Source organism: Thermorhabdus hydrogeniformans, assembly GCF_049310025.1.
In the GTDB taxonomy this organism is placed as follows: Bacteria; Bacillota; Thermosediminibacteria; order Thermosediminibacterales; family Tepidanaerobacteraceae; genus JBJYKD01.
In genome coordinates this window covers 1-21410 of sequence record NZ_JBJYKD010000031.1, presented here as the reverse complement: position 1 = coordinate 21410, position 21410 = coordinate 1, and the positions used below count along the sequence as shown (strand labels likewise).

Annotated in this window: 21 protein-coding genes and 1 CRISPR repeat array; all 21 genes read left to right on the top strand. The window is 42.0% G+C overall.

Features of this window, described 5'->3' with window-relative positions; translation table 11 throughout:
- Positions 1–3 precede the first annotated feature (3 nt).
- The 21 genes from cas10 (at position 4) to ACKX14_RS12945 (ending at position 21332) form a co-directional block, all read left to right on the top strand.
- Positions 4–1740 carry a type III-B CRISPR-associated protein Cas10/Cmr2 gene (gene cas10, locus ACKX14_RS13045; protein ID WP_422448341.1) on the top strand — a complete coding sequence of 579 codons (1737 nt, stop codon included), beginning with the start codon at positions 4–6 and terminating at the stop codon, positions 1738–1740.
- A complete protein-coding gene (cmr3, locus tag ACKX14_RS13040) occupies positions 1731–2822 on the top strand; it encodes a type III-B CRISPR module-associated protein Cmr3 (protein ID WP_422448339.1) in 1092 nt (363 codons plus the stop codon). The genes cas10 and cmr3 overlap by 10 nt, the downstream gene beginning before the upstream one ends.
- On the top strand, positions 2819–3928 hold the full coding sequence (locus ACKX14_RS13035) for a putative CRISPR-associated protein (RefSeq protein WP_422448337.1): 1110 nt from the start codon (positions 2819–2821) through the stop codon (positions 3926–3928). The genes cmr3 and ACKX14_RS13035 overlap by 4 nt, the downstream gene beginning before the upstream one ends.
- On the top strand, positions 3921–4868 hold the full coding sequence (gene cmr4 / locus ACKX14_RS13030) for a type III-B CRISPR module RAMP protein Cmr4 (RefSeq protein ID WP_422448335.1): 948 nt from the start codon (positions 3921–3923) through the stop codon (positions 4866–4868). The genes ACKX14_RS13035 and cmr4 overlap by 8 nt, the downstream gene beginning before the upstream one ends.
- Positions 4869–4871: 3 nt before the next feature.
- Positions 4872–5297, top strand: coding sequence for a type III-B CRISPR module-associated protein Cmr5 (cmr5, locus tag ACKX14_RS13025; RefSeq protein WP_422448333.1), 426 nt, complete (start codon positions 4872–4874; stop codon positions 5295–5297).
- Positions 5287–6306, top strand: coding sequence for a type III-B CRISPR module RAMP protein Cmr6 (cmr6, locus tag ACKX14_RS13020; RefSeq protein WP_422448331.1), 1020 nt, complete (start codon positions 5287–5289; stop codon positions 6304–6306). The genes cmr5 and cmr6 overlap by 11 nt, the downstream gene beginning before the upstream one ends.
- A gap of 535 nt (positions 6307–6841) precedes the next feature.
- Positions 6842–6967: a hypothetical protein gene (locus tag ACKX14_RS13015; protein ID WP_422448329.1), complete on the top strand. Its 126-nt coding sequence runs from the start codon at positions 6842–6844 to the stop codon at positions 6965–6967.
- Positions 6968–6969: 2 nt separating this feature from the next.
- Positions 6970–7344 (top strand): hypothetical protein, encoded by a 375-nt coding sequence (locus tag ACKX14_RS13010; protein WP_422448327.1) that lies wholly within the window; start codon positions 6970–6972, stop codon positions 7342–7344.
- The gene (locus ACKX14_RS13005; RefSeq protein WP_422448369.1) at positions 7307–7675 is read left to right on the top strand and encodes a CRISPR-associated endoribonuclease Cas6; all 369 of its coding nucleotides are present in this window, start codon (positions 7307–7309) and stop codon (positions 7673–7675) included. Before ACKX14_RS13010 ends, ACKX14_RS13005 begins: the two co-directional genes overlap by 38 nt.
- On the top strand, positions 7635–9377 hold the full coding sequence (csx20, locus tag ACKX14_RS13000) for a CRISPR-associated protein Csx20 (RefSeq protein ID WP_422448325.1): 1743 nt from the start codon (positions 7635–7637) through the stop codon (positions 9375–9377). The genes ACKX14_RS13005 and csx20 overlap by 41 nt, the downstream gene beginning before the upstream one ends.
- A gap of 158 nt (positions 9378–9535) precedes the next feature.
- Positions 9536–10643: a CRISPR direct-repeat array (repeat unit 30 nt; unit sequence GTTTCAATTCCTAATAGGTAGGCTAAAAAC).
- A 134-nt stretch (positions 10644–10777) separates the two neighbouring features.
- Positions 10778–12103 carry a hypothetical protein gene (locus ACKX14_RS12995; RefSeq protein WP_422448323.1) on the top strand — a complete coding sequence of 442 codons (1326 nt, stop codon included), beginning with the start codon at positions 10778–10780 and terminating at the stop codon, positions 12101–12103.
- 16 nt (positions 12104–12119) lie between these two features.
- Positions 12120–12356, top strand: a complete 237-nt coding sequence (locus tag ACKX14_RS12990; RefSeq protein WP_422448321.1) for a hypothetical protein — start codon at positions 12120–12122, stop codon at positions 12354–12356.
- Between the two features lie 640 nt (positions 12357–12996).
- Positions 12997–13473 carry a hypothetical protein gene (locus tag ACKX14_RS12985; RefSeq protein WP_422448319.1) on the top strand — a complete coding sequence of 159 codons (477 nt, stop codon included), beginning with the start codon at positions 12997–12999 and terminating at the stop codon, positions 13471–13473.
- Between the two features lie 193 nt (positions 13474–13666).
- A complete protein-coding gene (locus ACKX14_RS12980; RefSeq protein WP_422448317.1) occupies positions 13667–13975 on the top strand; it encodes a hypothetical protein in 309 nt (102 codons plus the stop codon).
- On the top strand, positions 13947–16397 hold the full coding sequence (locus ACKX14_RS12975; protein ID WP_422448315.1) for a DUF3854 domain-containing protein: 2451 nt from the start codon (positions 13947–13949) through the stop codon (positions 16395–16397). The genes ACKX14_RS12980 and ACKX14_RS12975 overlap by 29 nt, the downstream gene beginning before the upstream one ends.
- Before the next feature lie 474 nt (positions 16398–16871).
- Positions 16872–17225, top strand: coding sequence for a hypothetical protein (locus ACKX14_RS12970; RefSeq protein WP_422448314.1), 354 nt, complete (start codon positions 16872–16874; stop codon positions 17223–17225).
- Positions 17226–17245: 20 nt separating this feature from the next.
- Positions 17246–17665, top strand: coding sequence for a hypothetical protein (locus ACKX14_RS12965; RefSeq protein WP_422448312.1), 420 nt, complete (start codon positions 17246–17248; stop codon positions 17663–17665).
- Positions 17666–18353: 688 nt separating this feature from the next.
- Entirely contained in the window at positions 18354–18698 is a 345-nt protein-coding gene (locus ACKX14_RS12960) for a hypothetical protein (RefSeq protein ID WP_422448310.1), read from the top strand.
- Positions 18699–19113: 415 nt separating this feature from the next.
- Complete coding sequence (locus ACKX14_RS12955) at positions 19114–19329, top strand: hypothetical protein (RefSeq protein ID WP_266038657.1); 216 nt, start codon at positions 19114–19116, stop codon at positions 19327–19329.
- Positions 19310–19822, top strand: coding sequence for a LysM peptidoglycan-binding domain-containing protein (locus tag ACKX14_RS12950; RefSeq protein ID WP_422448307.1), 513 nt, complete (start codon positions 19310–19312; stop codon positions 19820–19822). The genes ACKX14_RS12955 and ACKX14_RS12950 overlap by 20 nt, the downstream gene beginning before the upstream one ends.
- Before the next feature lie 235 nt (positions 19823–20057).
- A complete protein-coding gene (locus ACKX14_RS12945; RefSeq protein ID WP_422448305.1) occupies positions 20058–21332 on the top strand; it encodes a stalk domain-containing protein in 1275 nt (424 codons plus the stop codon).
- Positions 21333–21410: the final 78 nt, after the last annotated feature.

Sequence of the window (21410 nt, the reverse complement as noted above, 5' to 3'; positions counted from 1 at the left end):
GTAATGAATCAATCTTTGTTGTTATTTAGTGTTGGACCTGTACAGTCTTTTATTGCCCAGGCCAGAAAAACCCAGGATTTGTATGCAGGGAGTTATATACTTTCTCATCTGTGCCGGACGGGGGCTCAAAAGCTGTTAGACGAAGCCGAAAGTGAAATTGTTTTTCCTGATATAAAAAATAAATTTGTACCCAATCGCTTCATAGCCATAGTAGATGAGCCTGTAACTAACTCAAGGGTAATTGGAAAAAAGTTAGAGGAATGTATACGATTGGAATTTAAAAAAATTGCAGATGAAGCATTAAATAAACTAGGGCTTGAGAAACCGCAGGGTTTTGATGAGCAGGTAACCAAACAACTATCCATTCAATGGGTTATTTTGCCTTTTGAGGAAAAAGATTATCAGAAGAGTTATAAAAAATTAGAAAGCCTGCTGGGAGCCATCAAGAATACCCGCAGCTTTGAGCAGCTGGAGGAGACAGGCCGAAAGTGTTCTATTTGCGGGGAGAGAAATGTTAAATTCTATCGCAAAACCAGGGAAGAAAGCAAAAACGAAAAAAACGTTTATAAAAAACTTTTCTCCAAAAACGTCTGCATACTTGAATATAATGAATTTAAAAATGTGGAACTAAAACATCTGCAGCCGGGGGAAGGCCTTTGCGGGGTGTGTTTTACAAAAAGGGTAGCTGAAAAATACTTTACTGAGGGTTTTGAGAAAGACTTTCCTTCTACTGCAAAAATAGCCCTTTTGGATGCTTTGGATGAACTTAAAAAGGACGGTGTCAATATTCCACAAAGAATTGGTGAACAGGCTATTTTTGATTTAAAAAGTGGGCGCAAACCGGCCGAGGACCTGACTGATGAAGAAAAGGAAAATGCGAAGAAAATTTATGGGGCATTAAAGGAAAAGAATATTTCTTTTTCTCCCTATTACGCCGTGCTATTATTTGACGGAGACAACATGGGAGAAAAAGTTTCCGGGCCGGATCTTAAAAATGGCGTCTCCCTGAAGAACTATCATAAGGCCCTTACTAGAAAACTGGGGGAATTCGCCGATCAGGTCACCCGGAATATTATTGTCGAGCCTAGGGGACATACCGTTTATGCCGGGGGAGAAGATTTCCTGGGCTTTATAAACTTAAATTATCTTTTTAAAATAATGAAAGACCTGAGGGAGGAATTTGGCAGAATTGACCTGTCTGAATATGCCGATGAAGAGTTTACCTTTTCGGCGGGGGTGGCAATAGCCCACATAAAGACTCCCCTTTCAGAAGTGCTGAAATGGGCCAGAAAGATGGAAAAAGAAGCAAAAGAAATAAATGGCGGAGAAAAAGATGCTTTTGGCATAGCCGTTTTAAAAAGATCCGGTGAAATCAATAAAGCTGTTTTTAAGTGGAAAGTTGGTGAAAAGTGGGTTACGGATATAATTTCAAACATCTACAATAGTTTGCGGAGCGGTAAATTTTCCAACAAATTTATAAAGAACCTGAATATTGAGTTTTTGAAGCTGGTTGATGACAGCGGTTTATTTAACGATAAAAAGATAGTTGAGTTAGAGATAAAAAGGCTCCTTAACAGGTCCTGTATGTTACTTGGGGATGATGAAAAAAAGGAGCTAATTACAAAACTGGCAGAGGATTTATTTGAAATGTTTCTTGCTTCTGGTAATGTTGGCAATTTTCTTTCGGTATTAAACATAGCTGATTTTATGGCCCGGGAGGTGAAGCAAGTTTGTTTATAAAAATTGAGGCCCTTGATACACTATTTTTTCGGGATGGCAGGCCCTTTACCATGGGAAGTGAGACCTGGGCAAATGGAATTTTCCCGCCGCCTCCTTCCGTAATCTACGGTGCTTTAAGAAGCGCTTATTTTGCCGAAAATATCGGTGAGTTCCACAAAGCAAAGACGAAAGAAGACCCTACAAGAAATTTAAAAATAAAAGGGATGTTCTTAAATATTGGTGAGAGTATTTATTACCCCCTTCCCCTGGATTGTGTGAAGGATAAAAAAAATAAGGAAGATAAATGTGCCTTTATGCTTTCTTTAGACGATAATAATGTGATATCAAGTTGCGTGACTCAAATGTTATTAAAATCCCTAGATAACATAGAGGTAGAGACAGTTGAAGGTGGAATTTTAGATCATCTTTTCTTTGAGGAATATTTATCTTTGCGGAGAAAAAACTTTTTTTACAAGGAAATTTCTGAATATGTGTTGTTGGAACCGAAAATTGGCATAGGCAGGAATAAGCAAACCCTTACTACCAATGCTGAAAATGGCAGGCTTTATCGTGTGGGGATGAACAGGTTGGCGTCGAGAAGGGGGAAAGGCAGGGAAACTGAAACTCTTTCACTGGTTATAGATTTTACAGGACTGAAACTTCCTGAAAGTGGGTTTTTGCGGCTTGGCGGTGAGGGTAAGGCAGCGTTTTACAGTCAGATTGAGGATTTAGATATTGTTAAACCTGCCGGATTAAAGGGTAAGCGTTTTAAATTAGTCCTGACAACACCTGCAATTTTTGAGCACGGTTGGTTGCCGCACTGGCTAGATTATGAAAAGTTAGAGGGTGAATATGAAGGAATAAGATTAAAACTTTTAACTGCTGTTGTGGGTAAATATTTAACCATTGGGGGATTTGATATTAAGGATAAACAGCCCAAACCAATGCGGCGGGCCGTTCCTCCGGGAAGCGTATATTATTTTGAACTTTGTGATGAAAGGGATATGGCTGAAGTAGCGGATGTCTTTAACTATAAGAGCATTTCGAACTATAACCGGGAAGAGGGATACGGTGTTGCTTTTGTGGGAGGTGTAGAGGATTGAAAAGGGTAATTACGACCGTAGGAACTTCTCTTTTTACAAATTATTTGGACAGGAAAAAAGATATAGAGCCGCATTATAAAAGTATAAAAGAACTGCCCCATAAAGAGTGGGAAGAGAGAAGATCGAGAATAGATATAATTAAAAAGTCTGTGCTTGGCTGGGCAAAAAATAACCCTAAAGCTTCGGCCGAAATAGCCAGCATTCTGAAAATCAAAGAGAGTGTTAAAGATGATTTGGAAGTGTATCTCCTGGCAACCGATACTATAGTATCAAGGTTAGCGGCGGAAATAATTGAAGAAGTCCTGCTGGATAATGGCAATATACGAGTTATGTTTAATCCCCAAACTGATGTTATTGAAGGTCTGCAGGTGGAGGACTATAAATTTTTTGTTGAAACCGGTCTGCGTAAACTGGTTGAGAGGATTGAGCAAATAATAAATTACTATCCGGATAATGTTATCTTTAATATTACCGGCGGTTATAAGGGAGTAATACCCTATCTTACTATTCTGGGGCAGATTAACAGGTGTGAAATTGTATATATCTATGAAGAAACGGAAACTTTGATCACCATTCCCAAAGTGCCCATTTCTGTAGATTTTCGGGTCTTTGACCGATACTATGAAGAAATACTGCAGCTTGAGGAGGTAATAAATAATTATTCGCGGGCTAAAAACGAGAAATTTCAAGCATTTGAAGAACTGGAAAAAATGGGGCTGGTAGAAAAAATAGATAGCGGAGCGGTTTTAAGCCCCATTGGTATAATCTTGTTTAAAAGTTTTAAAAATCAATATTTTGTATTTTATTGCAGTGATGATGTATGGGATGAAATTCAAAACCAGAGGGAAATTCAGAGGGTAATTGCTGAAAAGTTCTCTAATAAGCAAATTAGAGAAAATAAGACGGAAGATAAAAATGGCCATTATGTATATGATGATGGGAATAATCCCAACAGGATATATTATTTCGAACATGATGGAAAAATCTATATTTATAAGACCTTTGAAGACGAAGAGGCTGCAAAAGAATATATTGAAAAATCTATTGATAAAGAACAAATAATTAAAAAATCTAAAAAGCGGGAATGGAGGTTAAAAGATGTTTAAGCTGGCCAGGCCGTTTTTTATGATTTGTGAAACTCCGTTGCATGCTGGCAGCGGAAATGATTTGGGGATTGTTGATTTGCCCATACAGCGGGAGAGGCATACCGATTTCCCCAAAGTGGAGAGTTCCAGTTTAAAGGGATGTATCAGGGAGGCATTTGAGAACCTCAATGAAATAAATTTCAATGGAATTAAATTGACCGAAGAAGCCTTGAGGAAAGAAACCATTATGCTTGCTTTTGGTCCAGAGGAAGGAGATCTTCATGCCGGTGCCCTAGGTTTTACCGATGCGAGAATACTCCTGTTCCCCGTTAAATCCATGAAGGGCGTGTTTGCCTGGATTACGTGCCCCGAGGTTTTAGAGAGATTTAAAAACGATCTTCTTCTTTCCGGCATTAAGGATTTTCCCGAACTGCCTGAAGCCAATACCGTGCCCTATGGTAGCAATTTACTATTGAATGAGAACAAGGTTATTCTTGAAGAATATACCTTTAACGTAGAAAGACCGGCCGAAGGGGATAAGTGTACAAAATTTGCAAAATGGCTGGCAAATAAGATTTTTCCTTCCTGTGAAGAGTATAAATACTGGTTAGAAAAGATGGAAAAGGATATCGCTGTTCTTTCTGACGATGATTTTAGAGACTTTGTGAGTTTGTCAACAGAAGTTGTTACCAGAACGAGGATTGACCCTAACACCGGGACAGTGAAAAGCGGAGCTCTTTTTACAGAAGAATATTTACCTGCCGAAAGCGTGCTTTATTCTCTGGTACTGGCTAGCCCTGTTTTCAGTGCAAACAAAGGCATATTTAAAAAAGAAGAAAAAAAAGAAGAAGAAATGATTCTGGAATTTTTCTGTGCGGGACTTCCCGGAGTCATTCAACTCGGAGGAAATGCTACCCTCGGGAAAGGAATAATCCGGACGAGGATTATGGGGGTGGAATAATAAATGACCGAAAAGACGGTAATAAAAGGGCTTGAACAGGGGAGGGCTTCTTTTGCATATCAATGCGCGGAAAAGGGAAACGAGATTGAGGGGAGAAAAGAATACAAACAGTATGTCAAGAAGATGCCCATGTTGATAAAAACCAACGGGTTGGGAGCTGCCCTGGCATTTGTGAAATCTAAAGCCAGTGATAAATTGAGCGAATCTGGCTATGCATACAAGTTGATTTATGACCAAATAACCGAATGGCTGAGGCGGGACGAAAAAAAGATCATAGACCTTGCGGGCAACATCGATTTGGTTGCAGCTGTTATTTCTCTGGATTCTCCGCAGTACAGAGCCGTTACCATAGAGGTACTGGCGTTCCTAAACTGGCTGCGAAGGTTTGCAGAAGGTTTGATAGAAGGGGATCCGGATAATGAAGAATAATAAAGGAAAAACAAACAGACAGGTGGCATGGTTTGTTTCGTATAACAAAAAATTCGGTTTCTTAAAAAATGAAAACTATAATAAGATTTATTTTAACAAACATATTCTGGATAAAAATAAAATTGAGGAAGAAATGTTAAATGAAAATGCAATTTTTGAAATAACCGTTGAAGAAAACGAAAAAGGAGTAAATGCCGGAGAGATGAGGTACATCCCTTACAGAATGCCGAAAGATACAAGCATCCTTATAGAAAAAGAAAATAATATAGATAACTTTTATTTGAAGTTGAATAAAGCGGCTCATTTTAATATAGATAAATTTGATTTAACTGAAGCAATAAAAGGTGAGAATTTTAAAAAGTTCCCTATTAATTCCCTTGTTAAGCGCCAATTGCTTTCTCTAAAAGATATGGGTATTCAGTATGAGAGGATAAATTTCGTGCCACAATGGCGTCTAATTGTGGGTCTGGGGCATGAATCCGTCTATGAAACATCTATGACGCTGCATCATATATACGGCATTCCTTACATACCCGCTCAGGGTATTAAGGGAGTTTTAAGAAGCTTTATTATCAACCAGCTGTTTGCTAAAAATGATGAAGGAGAATTTGATTTAGAAAATGCGGAAAAGAAAGCTTTAAAAGATCCCGGCTTTAAGTTCATTTTTGGAGATGAGAAACAGCAGGGTAAAGTAAGATTCTTTGATGCTTACCCTGCATCTGAGCCCAAAATTGAAGTGGATATAATGAATCCTCACTATGGTCCGTACTATAAAGGAGAAGAAAAGTACCCAGGTGATTATTACAATCCCGTGCCTGTTACATTTTTGACCGTCAGGGATACCGAATTTATCATATATTTCGGTGTAAAGCAGGAAGATAATAAAGCCATTGAGAAAGGAAAATTCGAAGGGCAAAAACCCTTGGCCGTAATATCCTGCTGTCTGGAGAAGGCGCTTAAAGAACATGGAATTGGTGCAAAGACTGCTGCAGGCTACGGATATGCCTGAAGGGTAATTTTGGCGCATAAGAACTAACTGCACCAACACACGTTGCATGAGAATTCAACCTAAAAACGAGTAACGGCACCGTACCGTATTGCCAGATCCGCCTTTTTTGGTCGTTTAATGTCATAAAATAAACTGAAAAACTGAAAGATCCTGCGGATCACTGTGAGTGCGCGGGCTGCTTTTGCCCGTGCTTTTCGGGGAAAAATTATTGAAAACCGGGTATACAATGAGATTGTTGCAGTTTAAAAAAAGGATTGGAATAGTTATTTTAAAGATGAAAAATAGTTATTTTAAAGATGAAAATTAAAAATATGTGCAGCGGAAAAGCCAAATGGTACAGCAGAAATTTTAACCACGAAGATATTAAAGATATTAAAAGCGCACTGCCCGTTTACGTAGAGGCGGCCCAGTTCGATCATTACCGGTGATTGTTCGCTGGTCGAAAATTATTTTACAGATGGGCTTTGGCACGGGGTATATTTCAAAAACCGTCGGCCGTTTTTTGAATCCGGCAGAATTAAGCAGGTTGAATGAAATGGGCATGAGAGTGGCCGATATTAACCTTTTTCCCAAGACCAGGAGGATAATACTCAAAAACGGGAAACCCCATTGTGTACCGGGATGGGTAAAAATTAAATTTACAAAAGAAGCGGAAGACTGATTATGTCCAGGTTGAGGCTGGAGTTTGACTTGACAGACGGGGCATTTTTCTTTGATGACAATTATAAAAAGCGCTTGTGTGAATATTTTAAGCAATTTGTGGAAAACGGATGTTTTGTTTTTTCCGATGCGGTTCCCATGAGAAAAAAAGTGGCTTCCGGAGGTTTTTGGGCAATAAAAAAAGCTGCCCTTGATTTTTGTACACCGCAACAAGAGAATATAGTAAATGTTGCCATGAATATCTTGAAGACTCCGGTACAGCTGGAGTACGGGAGGTTAAAAGTAAAAAACGCCAGTTTTATAAGGACAGCGTGTTCCGCCGCAGGATACGTGATACCCGATAATAGCCGCAGCAAAAGGGACTTGCATAGAATATGAAAGTCGGCCGGAACTTTTCAGCGAGGTTTTAAGAAAAATACTGCTTGAAAAATACGAAAAAATCTATGGCCGCTTTCCGTTAGATGATAGGTTCATCTTCTTTTTCAGAGGAAAACCGTCAAAAGACGAATTTTCAGGGTTTTGTGGATACCGGGGGCCTTTTGAGATTTCAGGCTCGCCGGATTTAATCCGCCTTTCATATTTATCGGGCCTTGGCCTTTTCAATGAAGAAGGTTACGGCATGATAAGCCCGGACCTTTATTTCTGGAAAAAGAAAGAGGGAAAAGAGGATGATAAAATTCCTTTCATTTTTGGGCACAAACAAGTATGAGGTATGCAATTATTTTTATCAAGATCAAAAAGTCGAAAATTGCTGTTACATCCAGGAAGCTCTGCTCAAAATTCTCGTAAATAAAAACATCACTCCCGATATGATCGTCTTCTTTACCACACGCAAATCCCATGATAACAACTGGATAAAAAACGCCAATGAAGAATGCGGAAAGCCCGGATTAAAAGATACTCTTGAAAATCTTAAATCAAATATGAACCGGGTGATTATCAAAAACGTCATGATTCCGGATGGGAACAACTACAAAGAACTGTGGGAGATATTTGACATCATTTTTAATGAAATAGAAAAAGGGGATGAATTAATTTTTGACATAACGCATTCCTTCCGATTTTTACCAATGATGGCTTTTCTGGTGCTAAATTATGCCAGGATAGTAAAAAATTGTACCATCTATGCGGTATTTTACGGAGGATTTGAGGTGCTGGGCACGGTATCTCAGGTAAAACAAATGCCTCTGGAAAAAAGAAATGCCCCTGTCTTCGAGCTGACCCCGTTCATAGATGTCTTCGACTGGACGGTAGGGATCGACAGATATCTTAATACCGGCGATGTCAGCCTGATTAATAATCTTACAGTCAGCGGTGTAAAAGCTATAAATAAAGAGATTTTAAAAAGCGGAGAAAATATGAAAGATTTAAAGACGGCCGGTTTATTGAAAGATCTTGCGGCAAAACTTCAAACTTACAGCGATGCAGTTTTTACATGCAGGGGAAGGCAGCTTTCAAAGGCGGCGCGTGAATTGAAAAAAATCGTTGAAGAAGTGGTGGAAAAGTCCGCCCACGATTATTTGAAACCGCTGGCGCCGGTGATGGAGAAGCTTTACGACAGATTCAAAGTTTTTGGGAAAAACGAATATGAAGATTTGCTCGAAATAGTGAAATGGTGCAGGGACAATAAGCTTTACCAGCAGGGATTGACCATTCTTGAAGAAGGGCTTATCGGCTATATATGTGATGTTTCCATGATGAATAAAATTGATTTAAATGACAGAAAGCTGGCATCCCAATGTGTGGCTATAAAAAATCGTAATATTCCCAGAGAAAAATGGGAAAGCCCTGCCCGGGAAAATCCTGAAATTGTAAGATCCATTTTGAATTCCAACCGCCTGTGCTCTGAACTCTGGAATTTGATATATTGCATACAAAATGCAAGAAATGACATCAACCATGCGGGATGGCAGAAAAATCCCCGGCATGAATCGACTTTTAAGAATGAGCTTGAAAAATTCATAAAAACAGCTGAAAATATAATTTCTACAGCACCGGCGGCCTCACCGAAGTCGCAGGGGCAGCCCAGGAAAATGCTCCTGATATTTTCCCATGATATGACAGACGAACAAAAAAGAGAGGCAAGAAAAAACCTGGGAGTGGAAGAGTTTATTTCTCTTCCCCCGGACTTGCAGGAGAAGTGGTCCAACATACCTGCCGGGATTGAATCTCTTGAAGATTACATAAGGGACATATTACACTGGACAAGTGAATACGCTGCGGCAGGCGATTATGCGCTGGTGGAAGGCGATTTTGGCGCCACATACATACTGGTGGGTTACTGTAAGAAAAAGGGCATCATTCCCGTTTATTCCACTACGGAAAGAAAAGTCGTAGAAGAACATGTAGATGGTGAAGTGAGAACCTGTAGATCCTTCCGGCATGTAAGGTTTAGAGTGTACGGGCATTAAATGCTGAACGACAAATTACTATAATATACGTCGTCGACTATAAACGACGTAAAAAAAGAAGGGGTTTGTCAAAAAAACGCCCTTTTTTTATTTTTATTGATCATAAGTGCCGCAGACAATTAGCCACCCGTTACAGCCCCGGCCCTAATTCTTTACCTGATTCAATCCCTGAGAGGTAGGCTAAAAGCCTTATATGCGCGCAACCACAAGAGTCGTACCTGAACCAGGTTTCAATTCCTCATAGGTAGGCTAAAAACTTGGTTAAAACGCGGGAAGTCTTAGAGATAGTAAGGGTTTCAATTCCTCATAGGTAGGCTAAAAACCCTTGCGGGTTTCTACTGCTTTATCGAGAGCGCTGTGGAGTTTCAATTCCTCATAGGTAGGCTAAAAACATGCCTCTGCCCTGCTTAACGGTGCAAAGCCGTTACTGTTTCAATTCCTCATAGGTAGGCTAAAAACCGAAGGATTTCCTGCAGGCCCTGGGTGTCAAGAATGCGTTTCAATTCCTCATAGGTAGGCTAAAAACCCCGTGATGCATTCGTAGCGGATGCCCAGCTCCTGGTTTCAATTCCTCATAGGTAGGCTAAAAACCAAAATGAGATATCACTGGAACGTATTCAGAAGATAATGTTTCAATTCCTAATAGGTAGGCTAAAAACGATGAGATTAGGCGCAGAAATACAGAAAAACTTGATGCGTTTCAATTCCTAATAGGTAGGCTAAAAACTAAATATATTTTTAAGGAGTTTTGACATGAATATTTTTGGTTTCAATTCCTAATAGGTAGGCTAAAAACGACTGCTCACCCAATTTCTGGAAATGGTACCGGATGGGTTTCAATTCCTAATAGGTAGGCTAAAAACTTTTTCTAGTTGAATATGCTCGTAGCAGTCTAGATGTAGTTTCAATTCCTAATAGGTAGGCTAAAAACTGAGTAAAAAAGACTTCAAAGCTATTGCCAAAGCTATGTTTCAATTCCTAATAGGTAGGCTAAAAACCCGACGACAAAGCGCTGATAGCGCTGGACGAAGGACTGTTTCAATTCCTAATAGGTAGGCTAAAAACGGACGTTTCCGGCGTTCTTGAACCAGCCTTTGACGTGAGTTTCAATTCCTAATAGGTAGGCTAAAAACGCAGTTACTGCGCCGCTGTCCAACGCGTACTGGAGGAAGTTTCAATTCCTAATAGGTAGGCTAAAAACTTCATAATCCACCTCACTCATACATGGCTAGGATAGTTTCAATTCCTAATAGGTAGGCTAAAAACCTAAGCAGCTTCTGGCCGAAGAAGCTGCCATCATAAACGTTTCAACGAACTAATCTTGAATTTCCCTCAAGTATCGGTTTCCTGATTACCATTAAAGCAGCCTAATCATTCATTGCAGGGGAGGTGTTTTCAAGATGTCGTTCGTTGATTGGGTCGAGGAAAAAGTCAATACCGAATTTGGTCCAGCAATTAAGCGATTTAATCCAGCTACGGGCGAGACTGCCTTTTTCGCTCCTCACGGAGAGCAGATTGGCAAGTCGTTTATTGACCCGCTTGCGAAACGTCCAATCAAGAAAAATACTGCTGGTGAAGTAGAAACCGCTCGCAAACAAGCATTGGAACAACTGAACAAATTCCCACAGGAAGATGCCTTCGTTAAGTACGTAAAGAACAGTTTAGAAGAAGCTCAAACAGTAGAGCGCATAGACAATTTAATACGTCTGCTCTCTCAACATTTTATCACTAAAGCCGCAAGCATGGCTACTACTTCAAAAATTCAAAAGGAGGGGTTAAATATGCGTAATGAGATTAGAAAGCGTTACGAAACCGATGAGATATTCCGTAAGAAAGTTGACAAGGTTGCTAAACAATGGCAAGCGTTGAGAGGTAACAGGAACTCTCTGGAAAACTACGTGGAGGTAGTGCTACGCAACTACGAGGTATCGAAGTCTGTTGTTAAAGGGACATCCTTTGCCCTTTCAGACGATGAAATCCTTCAGGGACTCTTAGATTCCGTTAAGGAGGATGTCGTGCAGAAGAATTTCAGGCGAGCTACCGCTTTGCAGAGAGAGGTTGAAGAAGGAAGCTACGACTTGGAGCGCATTGGCCGCTTCCTCGAAAATACCTATGGGATAAAACGTCCACCGTTTACTCCTGATGATTTTACGAGACTGTCTAAGGACAATAAGGAACATTACGAACCCTACCCGTCAAGTATGTATCGCACAATAACGCTCCAGGCAAAGGATTTACAGGGACGGTTAAGCCAATGGTTGAAAGAATTGCCAAACGCTCTTAGCTATCGTGACCGGCTCACCTACACCGCTAAGGAAAAGGTTACTAAACAGCTAACTGATATTCTCTCCATGCTGATGACCGTGGGTACTTTGGATGATGCCACAGTCGATAAAGTTTCTACGCCCACCCGAAAACGTGATAGTGCCACATACACGCAGATGGAGATGGAAGAGTTCTTCAAGAGAGGCCAAGAGCTTGCCAGCAACTGGTACACCTTCGTTAAGAGAGTTCAGGCTACCGTAGAAAAGGAGAAGTCAGAAAGGAGTTACCTCTCCGGAGACTTAAAAACTTTGTCCAACGTGGCACGCTGGCAGTATCCTAATAACATTCAGACTGACGTTGAAAAGCGTGACGACAGCGGTTTCTGGAGTGATATTTTTAGAACACTACCACCTTCTCACGAACTCAGTAGGCTGATTAACCAAAAAATCTTTAACGAGTAACAGAAGGGGGATGAATATGATGCTACCCATTTTTTACTGGATTAAGTGGAATGACCTGATGAAAGACGAACTAGCTGAGAAGTTATCTCAAACCTGTTTCGGAAATTTCGGGTACGACTTTCTCTGCGCCTTTGGAGATAACGAATGGCAAGCTCTCCGTCATTGTCCATTGGGAATGCAGTGCTGTGAAGCAACTTACCACTACGAGCTAGTGCCTCACCACATCAAAAAGCAACTGGAGTATGCCGGATAAGACTGGAGCAATGACCATGATTGCGTATCATCAGGTTAACATTCGTCTGGTAGACGGAAAGCCACAGTTCGTATCTCCGTTCATTAGTCGAGCGGGAGTTTCTCACACGTGTCCGACCTGTGGCAAAGAGCTGAAACCTCTCACCTTTGAAATCGGGAGGGTTACAAGAGCAGAGCACTTCCATCCGAGGGTTCCGATGTCCGATGACGATGGAGGTATCTACTCCTTTCCAATCAAACCGACTTCTCCATCCTTCGGGTTCGTTACGTTGGAAGGTCAACCGGTCGGAGAAATTCGCGAGCAAACAGTTTCTGGTCTACCAGTACCGATTCTGCAGAGTGAGGCGTTTCTTCCACAGAACATCGAGCAGGTGTTCTGTGGGTTATGCCTTCGTCCGATTAAACTGGAAGTCATTTCTCTCTACCATCATCGACACGTAGGGCTGATACCTGTCTGCGACTCATGCTTACAGGAACCACGAACACTCTTGGAAGTTGCTTTCTCTCACCAGAAGTCGGTGTGGAACTTGCGAGTAGCAGATGGGACTTTTTTCTCTTCCGGAAAAAAAGTTGCTCTCTATAAAGTTCCGTTGGTGTAACCTAAAATTTTATCCATTAAGGAAGCTAAGGAGGTGAGGTTAATGGCTCTGCCTAAGAGAGGAACACCCGAATATGAGGCGTGGAGGAATTCTCCAGCCTACGAAGAGTGGCGAAAGACGGCAAGTCAAGCAGTAAAGGGTCTCTGGCAAGACCCAAACTCAAAACTACGCCAAGCGATGCAATCTGACGAGTATCGAGAGAAGCGACGTCAAGCTGCAAAAAGGCTGTGGCAAGAGCCAAACTCAAAAATTCGTCGCGCTTGTCAGTCTGAGGAATTCCGAAAAAAGGTAAGTCAGGGAGTAAAAGAAGCGCTGAATGACCCGGAGGTAAAAGCTCAACAAAGCGAACGCGTAAAGCGAGCTTGGAAAAATCCGGAGATTAGAGAAAAGTATTTGAGCTATCTCCGTGACCCGGAAGCTAACAAAGAACGTAGGAAACGCATCTCCGAAGGAATGCAAAAAAGCTCAAAACGTATTGGCAGACCGCTTAAAGGAGGCGATAAAGAATGTTCTGGCTGATTTGGTCGCTGGTAACTTTGTCGGTAATTGGGAATGGCTACTTTTACTTGAAAGAAAGCAAAACCACAAGTTAGTAGCTGAAAACATCGTTGCATTAACGTTTATAAGCCTCTATGCACCTAGGAACTTTTTTCATCAACTATTTTTATACGTGGAAAGAAAAACCAACTTAATTTAAGGAGGTTTGATAACTATGAAACGAGAGCCTTTCTACACAAAGGACTTGCATTTCGCTGCCTACCTAATGTTGAACGGTTATAAGCCGGAAATCAGAGTTCCGTTTCCTGGAGCAAAGAAAGTGATGTTCCTTTACCCAGAAGCGGACTTCTCCACCCTACGGGACTTGCGAACGAGGTTCGAGGGTGACAAGAACCTGACTGTCAACCTGTTCGATTATGTTAGAGCAATGCGGGAGCTTGGTGACCGCATTAACTACATTAAACGAGAAACATTGAAGAAGGAGGCTGGTCAAAATGACCACAGCGAGGGCGTTGGAATGTAACGTTCAGGACAACTTGTTGCAGCTACTTTCACCACTTTCGATGGAAGACCTGAAGCGCAGCGGACTAAACGAAGAAACCATTAAGAAGATGGGCGTAAGGGATGCTACAGACGTTGAAAGAAACTTGACTCCCTTCCCACAAAGCACAGGTTACGTCATTCCGTATTTCGATAAGTACGGAAATCCCATTCATGACCGGCTTATTACTGGTGAGAAAGAGGAAATCCCGTTCTTCCGTATTCGCTACCATCAACCGCCGGTCAATTCCGAAGGGAAACAGGTTAAGTACGCTCAGCCAAAGGATACTGGCGTTCACGTTTACGTACTACCGGATATATGGAAGATAGCCAAAGATACTTCTAAACCGCTCGTTATCGTGGAAGGCGAAAAGAAGGCCGCCAAAGCAGTACAGGAGGGTATTCCTGCCATTGCCCTTGGTGGTGTTAATAACATTAGGCACGGTAAGTACAGAATTAAGCCAAGCGAAATTGGAGAAAGCAAAAGAGGCTTTATCACTTTCACAATAAAGGATGCTGATGCTATCCAATTGCTGGAAGAGCATGTGGCTCCAGAGCTTCTCGAGTTTGACTGGAGACAGCGAACAGTCTACATCGTCTTTGACAGCGATTCAGCAAATGGCTTTCCAGTCAAAGAGCAGGTTCAGCAAGCAGCCTTTGATTTCGCCTTCTGGCTGTTCAAACGTGGTGCTGATGTAAAACAGGTAATCCTACCCCATCCGGAAAAGGAAGGAGAAAAGATTGGACTGGATGACTTCTTGCTTAAACACACCGCTAACGATTTTTGGGAATTGGCTAAACAGGCTCGATTTCCGATACAACCGCAACTGCGAAGCTGGTTGCAAAGACACCTAAGAAAGCGGGGTCTAAACCGGGACGATTACGAAATGGCAGCTACGGCAGTAGTAGCCGACCTTGATTATGAAGGACGGCGTTATCGTGATGAGGCGGATAACAGAAAGTTCTACTACTTCGACGGGAAAGAGAAACTTCTTTACGAAGTAGACTGGACTGAAAATGCAAATGCTTTCCGGGTTGGAGAGTTTGCGGAGCTAATCACAGCTAAATACGGCATCGGAACCGCTGATAGAGAAGTCATAAGTCGTCTGTCAACGGCTTTCATACAGGGCTGCCCTCGGGTGAGGACTCGTAAGGTTTCCTATGTGAACGAACCGCCAAAAGTACCAACTGATGCTTTATATGTTCAGCTTAGCGATTCGGCAGTTGCAATGGTGACTAAGGATGCTATCACTTTGGAGGATAACGGCGTTGACGAAGTGCTGTTCAAGAAAGGAATCGTTAAACCGGTTAAGATAGACTTCCAAAACCTGCCTTCGCAACCAAAAAGGTTATGGCGTCAGGTAGTGGACACTCTCAACCTTGACAGTCATTCCATTTTTACGGATGAAGAACAAAGAGCACTGCTTGAAGTCCTCTGCTATCTCTCTCCTCTTTTCCGGGACTGGAGAGGATTGGAGTTGCCAGTTGAAATGGCTATCGGTGAAGCTGGTTCAGGTAAATCTCGTTTTTACTACGTTCGGACAGGAGTTCTTGTTGGAGAGATAGGCGTTGGAGTCACTCCAAGGGATTTGCAGGAGTTGAGGACTTTCCTTGCCAGTGCCCGCGGGATTTACGTATTTGATAACGTCAGACCAGGCAGCCTGAGAAACTACCGGGAACAGTTTGAGGAAGAAATCGCCAGAGCGGTTACGCTTAAGAAAATCCAGTACCGTCCTCTCTACTCTAACACGGATGTGACAGTTAAGACAGACTGCACTTTCGCCATTACTGCTACCCGTCTACCCATCCACGCTTCAGACTTGATGGAGCGGTCGCTGGTTTTTCGATTCAAAAAGATACCGGAAGGGCAAAAAGTAGATGACTGGGAGTGGAAGGTTCTCTACGACAACCCTGGTCGGGAAGCATTACTAGCTGATATGCTCGTTGCCGCTCAACGTTTCTTCCAGCTTGTCGATACGAAGTTTGAAGCCTACCGGCGTAAGAGTGTGCGTCTTGAAGGCTTTGAGAGGGCGCTGTTGTTGATGGCAGAAGCTCTTGATGAAAGCAAGCAGCTACTTTCCACAATGGAAACAGTGGTTGACAAACTGCCACAGGTTATACGGGAAGCACAATTCCAAGCCGATAATGCATTGATGTTGCTGAGAGAATTTGCAATACTGAGAAGGCAGGAAGTAGAAGCAGGACAAAAGAAACCTGTCTTCCAACTTAGAGAAATTACTGATTGGGTTCTGGCTAACTCCAACGGCCCAAGTACTATACAGTATCCCTTCCATAATCCGCAGGAACTCGCTGGTTACATTCGGGAGCAGGAGGAGCTGGTAGCTGAAGTTACTGGAATTCGAGTTCACCGAAGAGACCCGAACACCACTTATTACACCTGCTAAAAACCACCTCTCATTAAAGCCCAGCTAAGCTATATTGCTTGGCCGGGCTTTTCTGTTGGTTCCCACGCCTAGCTTTGCTAGCATCGAAGCTAGCTAAGCTAGCACGAAGCTAGCAATCGAAAATCTAATAAAATCAATAGTTTGCAGCGTTTTTGCTAGCTTTTTTAGCTTTTTTAGCATATCTCTTTATATGGAATTTTTTAAGAGAGGTGTTTATAAAAACTATATATAGAGATATACCAAAAAACCTAAGATAGCTAGGCGCGAATCGTAAAATACTTGCAAATAGTATATTTGCCGTTGTTAGCTTCGAGCTAGCGGGTGCTAGCCCTAAGCTAGCAAAGCTAACAATAAGCTCCTCTGTAAGGCAGCTACTTCCTCCCTCTTCCGAAGTAAAAAAGTTCCTCCCTATAAAGTTCCTGTCAAGCCATTTATAATTTAATCATTAACAGTAAATGGTAGGTGGTTGATTAAATGAGCTTGACGAGTAATGATGTTCAACGCAAGAAAGCTGAAGAAGCATTCAAAAGCTGGATGGAAAAATGGAAGAGTCTTGAAGGAAAGTGGTTCCATATCCTTGACGAAGATTGTTATACCGTTGACCGCCAAGGGCATATTCTTAGTTATCTAGGTGACGGATATTACGTCATTCAGTATTACGATTTTCTAATGGGAGCCCCCTCTACTATTTCAGTAGTGCACATCAGCGAGATGGCCGAACCTCTGCACAGTCCATCAAAGCGGTGGGTGTTTTATGAAACAGCCGAAGACATGAGAGACGCCTATGAGTATAGTTACTCAAAGAAACCGCCTAAGCGTACAACATAGAATTTGTGGAGGTGATTACTATGCCCTACCCTGTTCTTAAAATAAGCGACTGCGACTCTACCTCTTATCAAAGGTTTGAGACATACAAGCAAGTATGTTACAAAAACAGTCTTCCAATGATTGTTGTAGATTTCCAGACGGAGCACAACTACTGCGAAGTTACCCTTGACCTCTCATCCACCGGACTAAAATTTCTCCCTTCCGAGATGAAAGCATTGGAGAGAATTAGTAAGCGTCACGGATGGCTTGACTTTGTTGACATTACCCCTACGAAAGCAAGATTCTTATACAGTAACTGGAGTGACCCATCAGAACAAGAAGACTACAGCTTCCTTCTGGAAGACATTTTGAAGTGGGTGGATAAAAACATACCTCGTTCTTCCATTTTTGCTATTCTTACCGCTCCGGTTTATGCTACCGCTCAAGTATCCGTTGGCTGAAAGAGGTGACGTTATTTGAAGCTCAAGCAGGTATTGGAATTAGCAAGTAAACACGTACATGGTTGCATTTTGTGCGGTTCTGGACAGATTTCTTACATCGGAAGCTTCCTTCCTGATGACCCAGCGTTGGTAAATTCGCCTTCAGGTAAGCACAGAGTTGCGTTCTACGGTATATGTCATAAGTGTTTGAAAGACCGTAACGCTCAGCAGCGTATCGAAGCAAAATTGATGGAACTCCGTCCTCGCAATTAACCTCTTTCTCTTATCCTGCATAGTTTTTTGATGGTGAGCCTTAAAAGTAGGCTCTTTTTTTCTTGTAAATTTTCGACAATTTCCGACAAAAAAACTGGTTCCCCTCTTTTATTCATGACTGACCTATACTATAATATAATCATAAGATGTTAAAATTTTCCAACAATAGAAAGGAGATGGTGCTATGACCAAGCGAGAAACACTTAAAAGAGTACGAGACATCATCCGATGTCTGGAACACCAACAAACGCTACCTACAGACACTTGTTCTGTGGTAGCTGCGAAGAAGCTGGAGATGCTCGTGAAAGAGGCTCCAGCTTCTCTCGTTTATGAGCTTTCCTGCATTCACAGCCAGCTTCTTCACTCTGAAAATGGCGTAGACGGTGTCCTCAACCGACTGAAGCAACTCCTACGTAACGAAGGGAGGTGATTAACTGTGGCAGCGAGAACCAAGAGCGAGCCAGTTGAACCCAAGCAGTCTTTAGTAATCCCAGCAGGAAACACTCCGCCGGAACTACAAGCGTTGCGGTCGAAAAGAGATGCTTTCCGTGCTAACCTTCAGTACGCCATCAAGCAGGAGGAAGTCTACCGTGAGAAGTTTGAAGCTGGTGACGAAATGGCAGAACTAAAGATGCTAGAGCAACGATTACGAGTTGATTGGTACTCAAAAAAGATTGCCGAAGTAGAGCAGGAAATCCAGCGATACTACCTCAAACGCAAAGCTGAGAAGAAAGAAACTGAGCCTGAACTGGAAAAAGCCAAGAAGGAAGGCGTTGCGTAAAGAAAAACGTGGCGCCTTCTGGTTTTTCTCTCTTGCAAACCAATTATACGACTCTATGCCCTACGGAACTTCTTTTCTTAATACTTTTATACTCCGGGAGGCATAAGCAACTTTCTTGGGAGGTGATACCATGACGAAAGTGCGTACCTGCAAGACTTGCCCTCTCTACGATAGAGAGCTTTCTCGCTGCCGGATGGGTTTCGTTAACCCTCCTACCAAACGAGCTACAGAGAAAGTGATGGCTACTTACGGTAGCGATTATGTCTGTCACTACAACCGTTGGAGGAATTCAGGTGCAATGAAGTATCAGCTTTATCTATAAGTAGCCCCACCCACCTCGATTCGTAGTTGACTTCCGTGATAGACTTTGATATAATTTCTATCAGAATACATCAAGTTGATTGAGGTGGTTTGTATGGCTCCTCGGAAAACGGAACCACGTACTAAATTAGTAAGCGTTACCTTTACCGAAGACGAATACGAAGCCGTTAAGAAAGCAGCGTTGATGACAGACCGTAGCCTAGCTGCCCTTGTCCGGTGGGCTGCAATAAAGTACCTTAGAGAGGTTGACCTGCTTCCAAGCGGAGAAGAATTCGGGAAGGAGAAAGTAGATGATGAAAAATTGGTATAAATTTGTCATCCCGGTGGTAATAGCTTCTGCCGCTATCGGCGGATATTTAATTTTTTCAAAGCCTCAAGTGGTGACACAACCAGCGAAGAATAATCAAGTACAGGAAATAGTTGATGGATACATTTATGATGAGCAAACTGGACGGTATATTAACAAAACTACCGGTGTTTGGTATGTCGTTAAGGACGGATATAAGGTAATACCACCCGAAGAATATTTTGACCCCGATAAAGTAGGCATACCCAGCGGTATAAATATTTCAAACCGTCCCAATGATGTGTGGGAGCTAAAAGAGATACGGGAGATAACTATTAAATCAGGAGATTCGTTGGTTGACATTATCAACCCTTATTTTATGAATGAGCATTTCAGAATGGATTATGAATGGTATGCCAAACAAGTTCTGGAGCTTAACAACATTACTGACCCCCATTTTATAAAAGCGGGAGACACATTAAAAATACCAATTTACATTGATAAAGAAGCTGAGTAGTTGTTTTTATAAACGGCTTTCCTACTCCTCCCAATTGGAAGGGTGTGGAGAACGTATTTCGGCGCAATAAGTGTTTTTAGATAGTTTAAGAGTATGAGATTATTACAGGTGGTAGCAACCTTAGAAGGTTTAGCAAATATTTGGAATAGGAAAACGTAACATGTTTTTACCAAAAGAAATACCTAATAATAAGGCTCCACAACACAATTCGGAAGCAATGTTTTAGGAGGTACGTATGAAACGAGTGCTTTTATGTATTACTTTAGCGTTTATCATAGTCAGTTGTATTACGCCTACAGCTTTAGCGCAGGAGAATAAAGCAATTTCAATTTTTATTGACGGATTACCGGTTATTTTTGATGTTGAACCAATAATTCAGAACGGCAGAACTCTTGTGCCGTTCCGGGCCATTGCTGAAGCATTGGGTGTGCAAGTAGACTGGGACGGAGAAACACAGACAGTCATTGCCACTGATGGCAAAATGATTGTCAAATTACAAATTGGGAGCAAGACAGCCTATTGCAATGAAGCCCCTACTGCCCTGGACGTTCCTCCGGTGATTTCAGGTGGGAGGACTTTAATTCCTTTACGATTTTTTAGCGAGGCATTCAACTGTAAAGTAGAGTGGGACGGAGTAAACAGGATGGTCAAAATTACTTCTCCGCCAAAAGATATGTCTGTAATAGGTTTTTATGCTCTTGGCGACAGTAGGACAAGTAGTTGGACTAACCTATTTGGAGTTCCCTATCCGAATACTGCTGTTGGCAATACTGACATAGTGGACGAACTTGCACTTGGCTGGTATAGCCTTGATAAAGACGGTAATCTGCTGACGAAAAGCAGAACCGGCTGGCAAAGGCCGGATGGTTGGGAAGATGTTTTGGAAGTGGCAAGTAAGTACGGACTGGTAGCCGAGATGGTGGTGCACGTTACTGACGGAGACGGCACATTAACATCACTGCTGAGCAATGATGCTGCCATGATTACGGCAACCAGCAATATAATTAAGGAAGCGGCACTGTATCAGGGTATAAACCTGGACTTTGAAGGTTTAGGTTATAAAGAAGATGGCGAACAGTTGCTGGCAACGCAGCGTGCATTTAACAGATTTGTACAGCTTTTGTCGGAGCAGACACAGAAGGCAAGGCTTACGTTGACGCTTACACTGCACGCACCTAACAGTGCTTATAAGGGTTATGATTACAAAACTTTGTCGGAATATGCTGACAGAATCATAGTCATGGCTTACGACTACGGCACTAAGCCAGAACCAAACGCGCTTGTTATCCAAGCAATTGAGCAAGCGTTAAAATGTGTACCGAAGGAAAAACTTGTGCTCGGCATTTCAATACCAAACGAAACTCCGGAGAGTCTACTTTCAAAGGTCGGAATTGCTAAAAGGTACCAACTTGAGGGAATCGCCCTTTGGAGGCTAGGCCTTCTGACAGACGAAATGTGGGGCATGTTAAAATCAGTGGTGAAGTTAAAAACAGATAACACTAACGATTAATAGCCCTCTTTTAAGTTGCTAGGAAGCATCTTAAAATATAAACATAGAGCTAATAAGTACGGTGTAGGAGGTGAATGC

Excerpts from the sequence above, each read along its gene's own strand:
- cas10 (WP_422448341.1), top strand. The coding sequence starts at position 4 with ATGAATCAATCTTTGTTGTTATTTAGTGTTGGACCTGTACAGTCTTTT.
- cmr4 (WP_422448335.1), top strand. The coding sequence starts at position 3,921 with ATGTTTAAGCTGGCCAGGCCGTTTTTTATGATTTGTGAAACTCCGTTG.
- cmr5 (WP_422448333.1), top strand. The coding sequence starts at position 4,872 with ATGACCGAAAAGACGGTAATAAAAGGGCTTGAACAGGGGAGGGCTTCT.
- cmr6 (WP_422448331.1), top strand. The coding sequence starts at position 5,287 with ATGAAGAATAATAAAGGAAAAACAAACAGACAGGTGGCATGGTTTGTT.
- ACKX14_RS13015 (WP_422448329.1), top strand. The coding sequence starts at position 6,842 with ATGGGCATGAGAGTGGCCGATATTAACCTTTTTCCCAAGACCAGGAGG.
- ACKX14_RS13010 (WP_422448327.1), top strand. The coding sequence starts at position 6,970 with ATGTCCAGGTTGAGGCTGGAGTTTGACTTGACAGACGGGGCATTTTTC.
- csx20 (WP_422448325.1), top strand. The coding sequence starts at position 7,635 with ATGATAAAATTCCTTTCATTTTTGGGCACAAACAAGTATGAGGTATGC.
- ACKX14_RS12995 (WP_422448323.1), top strand. The coding sequence starts at position 10,778 with ATGTCGTTCGTTGATTGGGTCGAGGAAAAAGTCAATACCGAATTTGGT.
- ACKX14_RS12990 (WP_422448321.1), top strand. The coding sequence starts at position 12,120 with ATGATGCTACCCATTTTTTACTGGATTAAGTGGAATGACCTGATGAAA.
- ACKX14_RS12985 (WP_422448319.1), top strand. The coding sequence starts at position 12,997 with ATGGCTCTGCCTAAGAGAGGAACACCCGAATATGAGGCGTGGAGGAAT.
- ACKX14_RS12980 (WP_422448317.1), top strand. The coding sequence starts at position 13,667 with ATGAAACGAGAGCCTTTCTACACAAAGGACTTGCATTTCGCTGCCTAC.
- ACKX14_RS12975 (WP_422448315.1), top strand. The coding sequence starts at position 13,947 with ATGACCACAGCGAGGGCGTTGGAATGTAACGTTCAGGACAACTTGTTG.
- ACKX14_RS12970 (WP_422448314.1), top strand. The coding sequence starts at position 16,872 with ATGAGCTTGACGAGTAATGATGTTCAACGCAAGAAAGCTGAAGAAGCA.
- ACKX14_RS12965 (WP_422448312.1), top strand. The coding sequence starts at position 17,246 with ATGCCCTACCCTGTTCTTAAAATAAGCGACTGCGACTCTACCTCTTAT.
- ACKX14_RS12955 (WP_266038657.1), top strand. The coding sequence starts at position 19,114 with ATGGCTCCTCGGAAAACGGAACCACGTACTAAATTAGTAAGCGTTACC.
- ACKX14_RS12950 (WP_422448307.1), top strand. The coding sequence starts at position 19,310 with ATGATGAAAAATTGGTATAAATTTGTCATCCCGGTGGTAATAGCTTCT.
- ACKX14_RS12945 (WP_422448305.1), top strand. The coding sequence starts at position 20,058 with ATGAAACGAGTGCTTTTATGTATTACTTTAGCGTTTATCATAGTCAGT.